8 protein-coding genes are annotated in these 10,838 nt (G+C 37.6%); 6 read left to right on the plus strand and 2 right to left on the minus strand.

Annotated features, from left to right (window positions below; genetic code table 11):
* The first annotated feature begins 432 nt into the window (after window positions 1-432).
* The 5 genes from VKJ25_RS06235 to VKJ25_RS06255 all read left to right on the plus strand — a co-directional run bounded on the left by VKJ25_RS06235 (window position 433) and on the right by VKJ25_RS06255 (window position 8,594).
* On the plus strand, window positions 433-1,035 hold the full coding sequence (locus VKJ25_RS06235) for a hypothetical protein (RefSeq protein WP_324235763.1): 603 nt from the start codon (window positions 433-435) through the stop codon (window positions 1,033-1,035).
* A 677-nt stretch (window positions 1,036-1,712) separates the two neighbouring features.
* Window positions 1,713-2,924, plus strand: a complete 1,212-nt coding sequence (locus tag VKJ25_RS06240; RefSeq protein ID WP_324235764.1) for a hypothetical protein — start codon at window positions 1,713-1,715, stop codon at window positions 2,922-2,924.
* Complete coding sequence (locus tag VKJ25_RS06245) at window positions 2,925-3,125, plus strand: hypothetical protein (RefSeq protein ID WP_324235765.1); 201 nt, start codon at window positions 2,925-2,927, stop codon at window positions 3,123-3,125.
* A gap of 252 nt (window positions 3,126-3,377) precedes the next feature.
* Window positions 3,378-4,547, plus strand: coding sequence for a WG repeat-containing protein (locus VKJ25_RS06250; RefSeq protein ID WP_324235766.1), 1,170 nt, complete (start codon window positions 3,378-3,380; stop codon window positions 4,545-4,547).
* Between the two features lie 1,095 nt (window positions 4,548-5,642).
* On the plus strand, window positions 5,643-8,594 hold the full coding sequence (locus VKJ25_RS06255; protein WP_324235770.1) for a CBS domain-containing protein: 2,952 nt from the start codon (window positions 5,643-5,645) through the stop codon (window positions 8,592-8,594).
* Window positions 8,595-8,784: 190 nt separating this feature from the next.
* Here the strand turns inward: VKJ25_RS06255 and VKJ25_RS06260 are convergent, their stop codons facing one another.
* Together VKJ25_RS06260 and VKJ25_RS06265 are read right to left on the minus strand one after the other, a co-directional pair.
* On the minus strand, window positions 8,785-9,267 hold the full coding sequence (locus VKJ25_RS06260; RefSeq protein WP_324235767.1) for a PIN domain-containing protein: 483 nt from the start codon (window positions 9,265-9,267) through the stop codon (window positions 8,785-8,787).
* Entirely contained in the window at window positions 9,248-9,502 is a 255-nt protein-coding gene (locus tag VKJ25_RS06265) for a UPF0175 family protein (RefSeq protein ID WP_324235768.1), read from the minus strand. The genes VKJ25_RS06260 and VKJ25_RS06265 overlap by 20 nt, the downstream gene beginning before the upstream one ends.
* A gap of 79 nt (window positions 9,503-9,581) precedes the next feature.
* On the opposite strand from VKJ25_RS06265, the gene VKJ25_RS06270 reads away from it, so the two are divergent.
* Window positions 9,582-10,211, plus strand: coding sequence for a Uma2 family endonuclease (locus VKJ25_RS06270; protein ID WP_324235769.1), 630 nt, complete (start codon window positions 9,582-9,584; stop codon window positions 10,209-10,211).
* The last annotated feature ends 627 nt before the right edge of the window (window positions 10,212-10,838 follow it).

The raw sequence follows: 10,838 nt of genomic DNA on the forward strand, positions 1-10,838 counted from the left end.
GATTCATGGCTTGAAGCCTCCCCTTTAAAGGGGAAAAAGCGGTCGTCAGCGGAGCTTCCCTTAGGGTGAGATGGATGGGTTTCCTAACCATATCTAATCTCCCCTTGAGAAATCAATTTTTTCCTTTTATTCAATTCTCTTCTTTTTAGGGAGAGGTAATTATCAATCATCCATTATTGAAAGCACATTCCAAGTATATTAATACAGATTTAATAATTAAATCTTCATAAGTAGCGATTTTTCGGGAACCGTGCATCTTGCTTCCGTGAGTGTACCTCACCAAAATTGAATCTGCTGTAAGAAGTATATGAAGTAGAAATATTAATAATTAAATATTCCTAGCATGAGTATCTTGCCCGCGTGGGTTTACCTCACCCCTTATATAATCCGCTGTAAATTTGAAAAAGGTATTTTTTTGTAAGTTAAAATCAGATGTCTTATAGTCAATTTACTTTAGAAACAGTTGAACAAACTTTTGGGATAAATATTGTTGAAAAGCCAAAACTTTTCAACAAAATTCCAGAAATAGAAATTAGTGATTTCTTAAAACAATGCCTGGAATACAATACTCCTTTAGCTTTAGAAATTGCTACAGAAAAAGCTAGATCGGAAATGATTATTACACCAATTTTGATTGAACTAAAACAACAATTCAAATCAAATATTAGTCTTTTTTCCGGTAGAGAATTTAATGTAGATAGCCAATTAGGATTGATTGGTTATTGCGATTTTATTATTAGTAAATCTCCATCTCAATTAATTATTAAATCTCCAGTTGCTATAATTGTAGAAGCGAAAAATGATAATATTCAATCAGGTTTAAGTCAGTGTATTGCTGAGATGGTAGCAGCACAAATAGTTAATCAACGGCAAAACAATAATCAAACAATTTATGGCTCTGTCACTACTGGTACTAACTGGAAATTTATGAAATTATTTGATAAAGTAGTAGAAGTCGATCCTAATGAATATTTCTTGAATAATATCCCTAAATTAATGGGAATATTACGAAGTTTTATTGAGTCAGAAAATTAGATTTTTTGGTAGTATTTTGTTAAGGAAAACAAGACTCAGAATATCCTACTTTCTTGCCAAGTATTTTTCATTTCTATTTACAGAAAATTCCAAGTACATGAACTACAGATATTAATAATTAAATCTGATCAGTGCGAGCCAGAAAGCTCGCGTAGGTGTACCTCACAAAAGTGGAATCCGCTATAATATTATACCAATCCTAAATAGATCAAGACTTACGCAACTGCAACATATTTTCGTCCGATACGACGGTCGGGAAGCAATCTCAACCCATGTTTTTCCTACCTCATGGCTTTAGTCCTATAGATTCTAAAATTTTGTGGTTACAATTTTTTCTCACTAATTATTTCTTATGGCTATACTTGTATCGCTACTCAAAATGTTATATTAGTAGCTTGTCTAAACTAACAGGGCTTACCCAAAGGTACTATATATAGGGTGTTGGTGCGTTGTGCGTTGTGCGCTTTTTCGTATAGGGAATGCGAGTGCATTCATGTCGCGTAGCGAAACACACCTACTGAACTGTTTCATCTCAAATGGTGCATTAGGGAGTAGGGGAAAAACATTTTTGTAACCTACAGCTATTACACCATTTAAGGTGAAACAATGCGCTACTAATAGTGTTCATCGGTAAGTCCTAATTAAAAAGAAAGTCAAATTTACTGCTAAATAAAATTATGGAAGAAATTAACGAGCAAATAATCAGTACGGTGGCAGACTTTTTCGGCATTTTTGGTCAAAAAGAAGCCTTCACTTTACTATTAGCAATAAACCGAGAAAAAGTTTACAATGACTTCTTAAAAGCTGAAGCTGGTTTTAATAGTTATAAACTAGCTATTCTAGATAAAGGTATTAATAATTCTCCCTATCAAAACCAGGTAGAAAATTATCCAGAACATTTAAAAATGCTGCCTAGTTTAGCCATCCCAGGAGCAAAATCTTTTCCCAATATTGGCGAAATTCCAGAAATTGATGAACAAGCACTTAATTTTATTCATCCTGACATTAAAGAAGCTTGTATTTGTCTAGCTGGTACTGCTGGCGGACCTTTTAAATCTTATTGGTTAGGTAGAAATTCTTTGGATAAATGTCAATATTGGAGTTCTACTAAAATCATTCCAATTTTAAATACAATTTGTTCTCTTAATAGCGATATTAATACCTGTCAAATTCGAGGAGATGACAAAAATATAGACTTTAATGAAGCTGTAGAAGATGTGATTAGTTATGCAGAAAAGGTAGGTAGTTCTAATGCTTTAGCTGCTATGTTTAAATGCTTCCAAACTTATGTTGATTTAGAATTATGGTTGAAGGAAGTTACAGGAAATAATCATACAGAATTTCAAGGTTTATATGGTGAAGAACCATTTATTCTTTCTCCTGAAATTGTTCAAGATCATCAAGTTTTATTGAGTGCTGTATCAGAAAGTAAGAAGCGAGAAGACCAGACTGGAGAAAATACTGTTACTGCTTATGACTTAACTAGAATTATGTCAATGGTAGGATGGTTTTATCATTTACCAGAACCTGCAAAACTAACAGGAATGTCTTGGGAAAATTTACAACCTTTTATTCGTAATCTTGGTAAGGATACTGCTCGTTATGTGGATGTTGCTATAGAAAAATTAGGAATTCAAAATAGTATTAAATATCCTGTTATTTTATCTAAATTAGGTTTTGGATATAGCAGCAGTCGTCAGCGTACAGAACTTATTTATACTTGTTTTACTCAGTTTGAATATCAGAGAAAAGTTAAGTCTATAGCTATGACTTTAAGAGGTGCAAAAGCATTAGGAGATTTTGACAAAGAAGCAGTAGAAATAGATGCTCGAATGGCAGCAGAAGTAACAGAAATTATCAGACTTTTAATAACAGATGAACTGGGTTGATTGAAGTTAGAAGTTAGAAGGAAAAAGGAAGAAGGAAAAAGGAAGAAGGAAGAAGGAAAAAGGAAGAAGGAAGAAAGAAAAAGGAAGAAGGAAGAAGTTTATAAGGAAAAAGGAAGAAGGAAAAAGGAAAAAGGAAGAAGTTATGCCATTTGGGTGGGGAAGTGTGGAAGGTGTGGGAAGTACAGGACTGAAAAAATATAGAGTTGTAAATATTCTCTGATGATAAAGAATTAGCCCTGCTTTTGAAAGTTGGGGGCAGAAAGTTTAGAAGGATTTAGACAAACTAGCTTTTGATAACTGGATGTGGTATAATTTATAATTTGCCTGTAGCGCTATATCATGTAAGTTGCTAATCCAACAGCTTCTCTGCCTGACTTCTGACTTCTAGCTCCTGACTTTTGACTATTACTAAAATAGTTAATCTAGTCAAACCAATAAGAGATAATTTGTTAATTGGAAATTGAAGGAAAATTTGACAACATGAAGCGCTCTCTATTTTTATTAATAAGTCTAATTGTTTTAGGTACAACATCCTGTAATGCGGTTAAAGAAATTGAAGAATACATTAAACCACTTCAGGAATTTATCAAACCACTCCAGGAGTTTATTAAACCACTTCAGGAATTTATCAAACCACTTCAGGAATTAATTGAAGCATCCCCATCACCAACACCTACTGTATCTCCCGTCGCAGAAAAAGAACAAAGAAGATTATTTGTGATTGAGCAAGATGAAAAATATGGGTATATCAATAATATGGGGGAAATATTAATTCCACCAAGATTTGATCGGGTAAAAGATTTTTTTGAAGGGTTAGCAGCGGTAAAAATTGAAGAAAAGTGGGGTTATATTAATGAAAGAGGACAAATAGTTATTAAACCAGAATATGAATCTGTCTTACGTTTTTCTGAAGGATTAGCACCAGTCAAAAAAATTGGTCAAAGATGGAGTTATATTAATAGAAATGGAGGGGTAGTAATTGAACCGCAGTTTGAAGATGCGGTCTATTTTTCTGAAGGGTTGGCAAGAGTAACAATTGATGGTAAATGGGGTTATATAGATCAAACTGGAAAAATAGTAATTAAGCCAGAATATAATGGTCAAACTGGACGGGGTTTTTTTATTGATGGATTAGCTGCTGTCAGAATTGGTACTGGTTATGAATATGGATATATAGATCAAACTGGAGAAGTAATAATAGAGGCAAAATATGATTTTGCTGGAGATTTTATTGATGGTTTAGCCAGGGTGCAAATTGGCGATCGCTGGGGATATATTGATAAAAATGGTAAGGAAGTTATTACACCAAAGTTTGAATTTAGTCAAGATTTTTCTGATGGTTTAGCACCAGTGAAAATTAATGATAAATATGGTTATATAGATACTTCTGGCAAAAGAGTTATTCAACCCCAATATGATTTTGCTGGCAATTTTTCGGAAGGTTTAGCAGAAGTTAGAATAGATGATAAGTATGGTTATATTAATGCTGTTAATGAGATGATTATTGATCCTGAGTTTGATAATGCTTTTGCCTTTTCTAATGGTATTGCAGAAGCATGGGTAGAGGAGAAAAAAGGTTACATAGATAATATTGGTAGGTTTATTTGGAGTTCAAGTAATTAGGGTTTGCGCTTCTTCAATCTTTTTTCAGGGTAGGGAGGTTCCATACAACTTCCCTACGGAAGCAAGAGAGTAGGGGAGTAGAGGAGCAGGAAAGTAATTTTTTTGCCCAACTTTTCCCGAAAATGGTCATTTCAGTTATCAGTAGAGAGTGAACCTCCAACTTTAGTTGGAGGCTTGAAATACTGAGTTAAAATTTTTTCATCTCCTTAAAAGGGGAGGCTTTATACCTCTTTTTTTTGGTAAATTTTTGATTTTTCGGGAACCGTGCATTCAGCAGCTCAAAACCAGGTACTTTTTTCCTACCTAGAAAAGGCTAAAACCTTTATATGTTAATGCTTTTATATTAACATGACTTACGAAAACAACGGGCTTCTGTCATGGCGCGACTCGCAGCTTGGCGATAGCGTTTGCTATCGCTCGCAATGACAATAGTGCTTAAAACCCCATACGCAATAGTTTTTTAACTCCATATATATAGCGCTGCTTTTAGGAAACAGGCAACAGGGAACAGGTATGGAGGAAGAATGAATATCTTATAATATAAGGCTTTTAGCTATTATACACCTTCTGCAATTTGTAAATATTAAGTGCGCACATTGCTATATTACCTATGCGTAAGTCCTGTTGATAAATAAAAGGTAGAAAAATAGTTCCATCTCCCCATTTCCCCATCCCCCCATCTCCCTACCTAATTTTATAGATCTGGTTCGGGGTTCTATAGAACCCGAACCGTATCTTTACAAAACAGGACTGACGCATGAACGCTATTAGTAGGGTGCATTACACTGACGTTAACGCACCGATACTCCATATATAGTCCCTTTGCGTAAGTCCTAAAAAGTGTGTTTTTTTTTGCGAAAGAAGTCAGGAGTGAGAGAAATAGAATACGGAAAAAGCTAGAATTAGAGCCTGATCTTCACCATATCCCCATCTCCCCATCCCCCTACCTAATTTTATAGATTTGGTTCGGGGTTTTATTTCTATATAGCGCCTTTGCGTAAGTCCTGAATTATTAATTATTAATTATCCTAAGCTGAAAAATGTAGTAGGTTAGGTAAAATGAAGCAAAACCAAACACCCCCTTTATCTCAACGAATGAACATCATCTTATGCCATAAAACCGCAGACTTCGACGCCCTGGGTGCCGCCGTCGGCCTAACTCACCTCCACCCAGGTAGTCGCCTCGTACTCGCAGGTGGTTGTCATCCCACTGTCAAACAATTTCTTGCCCTCCATCGAGACGAGTTTGCTATCATTGAACGTCGCTCGGTCAACCCAGAACAAATTCACTCCATATATATAGTAGATGTGCAAACCCGCTCCCGACTGGGAAAAACTGCCCAATGGTTAGACTTACCCCACCTCTCAGAAATTATCATCTACGACCACCACTGTGACATTCAAACCGATATTCCAGCGACCGAAACTCACATAGAAGCAGTGGGAGCTACCACAACCCTAATTACAGAAAAACTCCAGACTCTCAAAAAAAACACCCCCATTTTAACTCCAGCAGCAGCAACAATAATGGCACTTGGCATCCACGCTGATACTGGTTCCTTAACTTTTGACCACACAACCCCGCGAGACGCCAAAGCTTTAGCATGGTTAATGCAGCAAGGCGCAAGTTTACCAGTCATAGGCGAATACATCGAACCCGCTTTGTCACCCCAACTGCAAGAATTATTAAAAACAGCTCTGGAAAATTTACAACGCTCCACCGTGCGAAACTATCAAATAGGTTCCATACTCTTAAAAACAGATGAATACGTTCCCGGTTTATCCAGTTTAGCTTCCAGTTTGATCGACCTCACAGAAATAGATGCTCTCCTCCTCGCCCACACCCACTCCCTCAAAAATACAACGGAAAAAAGCTTAAATATTATCGGGCGATCCCGTATTCCAGAAACTAACCTCAACCAATTATTTCAACCTTTAGGAGGTGGGGGTCATTACCGAGCAGCAGCAGTTAGTTGCCGAGACTCCAACCCCGAAGCAACATTAGCAAAACTCCTAGAGCAACTAAAAAATCAAATTCCGCAGCCAACCACTGCCAGAAATTTGATGTCATCTCCCGTTCGTACTATTCCTCCCGAAACATCTATAGCAGAAGCTCACCGAATATTACTACGTTACGGTCATTCTGGTTTATGTACGGTAGACTCATCTGGAAAATTAGTGGGAATTATTTCTCGGCGAGATATTGACATCGCTCTCCATCATGGTTTTAGTCATGCTCCAGTCAAAGGTTACATGACACCCCAACTCAAAACTATTTCCCCAGAAACCACTCTCTCAAAAATTGAAGAATTAATGATAGCTTATGATATTGGGCGGTTGCCTGTATTGGAAAATAATTTTTTAGTGGGAATAGTCACCCGCACCGACGTTTTACGAGAACTGCATCAACAACAACGTCCCCAAAGTCAACAACTAGGGTGCATTCCCGGTGAAACTTGTAAATCTATTGCTGAACTTTTACAACAGCGTCTCGCTCCCCAACTCTGGCAACTACTCACCTGTGTAACTGAGGAAGCAGAAAAACGAGGTTGGGAACTATATTTAATTGGAGGAGGAGTTAGAGATTTATTGTTATCAAAATCTGATGAGACTTTATTATTAACAGATATAGATTTGGTTGTGGATGGTTGTCACTCTGACCAAAGAAAGGCAGAAGGTAGAGGGCAGAAAGCAGAAGGAAATAATAAGGCAGAAGGTAGAGAGCAGAAGGCAGAAGGGAAGGAGTTCGATGCTGAAGCCATAAGCAAAAGAAAGGCAAAAGGCACAGAGCAAAAATTTCCTGAAGAAAACCTTCCTCCTTCTGCTTCCTACCTCCTACCTTCTCACTCAGAATCTCCTTCTGAAGAAAACCTTCTGCCTTCTGAAAAAGCACCAGCGGTAGAGTTGGCAAAAGCATTGCAAAAAATCTACCCCACAGCACGTTTGGAAGTTCACGGACAATTTCAAACTGCTGCTCTCCTCTGGCACAACGATTTAGTATTAGACTCCCTGTGGATAGATATTGCCACTGCTCGCACAGAATTTTATCCCTATCCAGCAGCTAACCCAGAGGTGGAAGCAAGTTCCATTCGTCAAGATTTGTATCGGCGAGATTTTACTATTAATGCTTTGGCAGTACGACTGACGAAACCTGGTGTGGGAGAATTACTGGATTATTTTGGTGGGTTGTCAGATTTGCGAAGCCAACAAATTCGGGTGTTACACGCTAACAGTTTTATTGAAGACCCAACTCGCATTTATCGCGGAGTGCGGTTTGCTGTGAGATTGGGGTTTGAAATTGAATCGAAAACGGAGGAATATATTCGTTATGCGATTAATAGTGGAGTTTATGAGCGGGAAGTTGTGGGGAAGGGAGGAAAAAATAGAAGAGCGCCTGCTTTAGAAACTCGGCTGAAAAGTGAGTTAAAATATATTTTGCAAGCTCACTACTGGAAACCTGCGTTAAAATTACTGGGAAGTCTGGGGGCGTTGCGTTGTATTCATCATACTTTGGAGTTAGACCGCAAGTTGTGGCAGCAGGTGTGTTTGTTGGATAGGTGTTTACAACGTTTAGACTCTGAGAAAAATTTATCTCATTGGCAAATGCGGTTAGAGGTTTTGATTATTAGTTTGGAGTCGGAATATCGGGGTTTAGTGGGAAATAATTTACAGTTGCCTCTGGATAGTATTAAAAGGTTGGAAGAGTTGGAGTCAGCAAAGGTTAAGGTCATGAAGAATTTGCCAAAATGTCAAACTTCGAGTCAGGTGGTGTGGTTGTTGCGAGAATACGATTTACCAATGTTGATGTTGATTATTGTGCAATGTGACCGTTGGATGCGACATCGGGTTTGGCAATATTTGACTCAGTGGATGAATGTTAAACCTATTTTGAATGGAAATGATTTGAAAATCATGGGTTATCAACCAGGGCGACAGTTTAAGTTGATATTGGATGATATTTTAGCTGCCACTTTGGATGGGAAAATAAGCGATCGCTCTGAGGCAGAGGAGTTTTTGGCTAAATATTATCCTAGAGGAAGGGAGTAGGGAGTGTGGGAGGTGTGGGGAGTGTGGGCAGGGTGGACAGTATGGGGAGTATCACTTCTGAGTTCTGACTTCCAAAGGGAGATGTAGGAAGTTTGGGAGTGGGAGCATCTTGCTCCCCTACTCCTAAGCAAGGTACTCGCAATCTCAAAAGTCAAAATTTAGCGATCGCTTTCCTCCTAAAAATGAAAAATTATTCTCCTGCTAAATCTAAAACTCGTTGGCGTACATCTTGGGAAATCCACATACCAGAATTTTGTAAGCGTTCTACTGCAGGAGCTATTCGATCGAGCAATCCTTGAGATTTAGCTTCTAACAAAATTTTGAGAGTTCCCCAAACTGTAAAACCTAGATTTTGAGCTGCCCGTCTGGCTAATCCATCATCCAGTAATAGCAAATGTTGAGGATGAGAAATGGCTAAAGCTAAAACTGCTGATTCCCCTTTACCTAAGTCAAGATTGGCTATTTCAGGTGGGATAGTAACTGGTTCTATTATTTGCAGCCAAGGATAGATTACTAGATCGGGAACGTCAAAACCGAGGCGTTGACCTTCTGCTAGTTCTATAACTACTGCTTGGGGGATCCAAATACTATCGAATAAAATTTTTAACCAGTCTACAGAGTCTATTCTGTGCAAATATAGTAGGGGTGATGTATTACTGATGACTGCTGACATTTTCTGCCTCCAATTCTTGCAATTCTTGAGTTAAGGGAAAAACTTGATATTTCTCTAAGTTTATTAGGAACTCTACTCGTGACATTCCTGCTAGCTCGGCTGCTTTACCAGAGGATAAACGTGCCATTTCATAAAGTTTTACTGCTGCTAATGTCCGTAACTCTCCAGCAAATGTTGTTGCATCTGCGTTGGTTGCTACCAAAACTGATTCGGGGATTTCAATGGATATTTGCATAATGTATAAACGAAAACTACTATAATTATATAACAATAGGTATATTGCCTGTTCTTATTTTTTGCTTTTGCTGAAAAGTATGATTCTCTTAAATGACTTATCCGAAAATCTCCAGATTAATGATCCGGAAGAATGTCATACCATTAGTCCGGTGAGTTGGTCACAATACGAAATATTATTGTCAAAACTGGGAGAACAATCCTCCTACCGTATCAGTTATTTAGATGGAGTGCTAGAAATTATGGCTCCTAGTCGTCACCATGAAAGTAGAAAAACCCGTATTGGAACTTTGTTAGAGATTTACTTTATGGAAACCAATACAGAATACTTTCCCACAGGTTCCACAACTTTTCGTAAATCTGAACGAGAAGTTGGAGGGGAACCAGATGAGAGTTATTGTATTGGTACAGATAAAGAATTTCCTGACTTGGTAATTGAAGTAGTTGTCACTTCTGGTGGAATTAATAGGTTAGCTCTTTACCAAAAACTAGGGATACAAGAAGTCTGGTTTTGGTTTGAAGATCGCCTTGCTATTTACCATTTACGACAAGATGCGGAGCAGTTCGCTGCAACTTTTGGTTATGAAGCAATTAATCGAAGTGAAGTTTTACCTGAATTAAATATCGAGTTATTAACCGAATCTATTCAAAATCCAAGTCCTCTTGCTGCGGCAAAAGCATTTCGAGAAGGAATCAAAAATAATGGATAATTGATAATTGATAGGGTGAAAAACTATTTTTGATGTTTTTGATTAGGTTAAGACTTATATCATGTTCGGTTAAATAGTTATGATTAGGATATAGATCGAAGAGATATCTAAAACCCCTGAGATTGCTTCCTTCCACCAGTGTAAGTCGCAATGACTTTATTATAAGTAATCATCCGAACATGATATTACGCACCAAGCGCCATATTATAGTAGGGGCGAATGGTATTCGCCCTCTATAGATAGCGTTTTATCTCAGAATTTGCCTAAGTCTTGTAGGTGTAGCACAGACATCCTGCCTGTTTTTTATACCACAAGACAAAAGTAAGCGATCACCACTTTCAGTTATCAGTTATCAGTTATCAGTTATCAGCAAAGGCGTTGGCGGAGCAAGTGTGGCAGATATATCACTACTAAAACTACCCGTGCAATAGTTAATCCTCCTATGTATACTATTGGACAATAGTTGATTTTATTATCAAGAAAATTGAATTATATGCTACCCTAACCATTTTATCTAAAACAGAGTTGACACAAAACTACTATATTTAGTGAATCGCCGTTAACCCCTAAAAATAACCATATTTTTCATATTCTGCGTCAGTCTCGATTCTCAAAATAAACTATTGT

The sequence above is a fragment of the Okeania sp. genome, assembly GCF_035285525.1.
Classification (GTDB): Bacteria; Cyanobacteriota; Cyanobacteriia; order Cyanobacteriales; family Microcoleaceae; genus Trichodesmium.

What these genes read in the sequence shown, in the direction of transcription:
- VKJ25_RS06235 (WP_324235763.1), top strand. Translation starts at nt 433, where the DNA reads ATGTCTTATAGTCAATTTACTTTAGAAACAGTTGAACAAACTTTTGGG.
- VKJ25_RS06255 (WP_324235770.1), top strand. Translation starts at nt 5,643, where the DNA reads ATGAACATCATCTTATGCCATAAAACCGCAGACTTCGACGCCCTGGGT.
- VKJ25_RS06260 (WP_324235767.1), bottom strand. Translation starts at nt 9,267, where the DNA reads ATGTCAGCAGTCATCAGTAATACATCACCCCTACTATATTTGCACAGA.
- VKJ25_RS06265 (WP_324235768.1), bottom strand. Translation starts at nt 9,502, where the DNA reads ATGCAAATATCCATTGAAATCCCCGAATCAGTTTTGGTAGCAACCAAC.
- VKJ25_RS06240 (WP_324235764.1), top strand. Translation starts at nt 1,713, where the DNA reads ATGGAAGAAATTAACGAGCAAATAATCAGTACGGTGGCAGACTTTTTC.
- VKJ25_RS06270 (WP_324235769.1), top strand. Translation starts at nt 9,582, where the DNA reads ATGATTCTCTTAAATGACTTATCCGAAAATCTCCAGATTAATGATCCG.